The sequence below is a fragment of the Vibrio sp. 704 genome (genome assembly GCF_033339295.1).
Genome location: NZ_JAWOUH010000445.1, coordinates 1 through 698, shown reverse-complemented (window position 1 = coordinate 698; position 698 = coordinate 1). Strand labels below are relative to the sequence as shown.

Sequence of the window (698 nt, the reverse complement as noted above, 5' to 3'; positions counted from 1 at the left end):
AATGGAAGGCTTTTGACTGACATGCCCAATGATTGATTGGTAGTAGCGTCGAATATTTTCAACGTAATTACGCGCCTCGTCTCCACGAGCGTAGCCATAACGGGTTTGGCTGTAGTAACGCTTTTGTCGTAACAGCGGTAGTCGGTCTTTTACATCTGCCCATGCGTTTGGATCGCCACCTTGTGCCTTGGTTAGTCGACGCGCGTCCATCATGTGGCCATAACCAATATTGTACGATGCCAATGCAAACCAAATTTTTTCATGTTCGTTAATCGTATCAGGTACGCGAGCGACGATGCGACGCAGGTATTCCACACCACCACGAACAGATTGCTCAGGGTTTAGACGATCGGTTACACCAACACTTTTCGCAGTTGGTAAAGTCAGCATCATCATGCCACGAACACCCGTAGGCGATTTTGCTTTTGGTTTCCAATGAGATTCTTGGTAGGCCAAAGCCGCGATTAAACGCCAATCAAACTCTTCGCTGTATTTTTGAAACAGCGGAGCCCATCTCGGCAACTTATCATCAAGAGCACGAATAAAGGCACGCGTGTCCACGTAGTCAAACGCTTCAATATGGCCAATGTACTTCTCTTCAAGAGAAGCTAGCTCGCCGGATTGTTTGATATTGCCGAAAAACTCAATCAGCATCGCATATAAGCTCTCATCCTCTGAGCGGCGAGTAAACCATGATA

The 698-nt window shown here is 47.0% G+C and carries 1 protein-coding gene; it reads right to left on the bottom strand.

All coding sequences use genetic code 11. From position 1 onward, the window contains the following. On the bottom strand, positions 1-698 hold a 698-nt coding region (mltF, locus tag R7R24_RS27000; protein ID WP_318120164.1), incomplete at both ends, for a membrane-bound lytic murein transglycosylase MltF.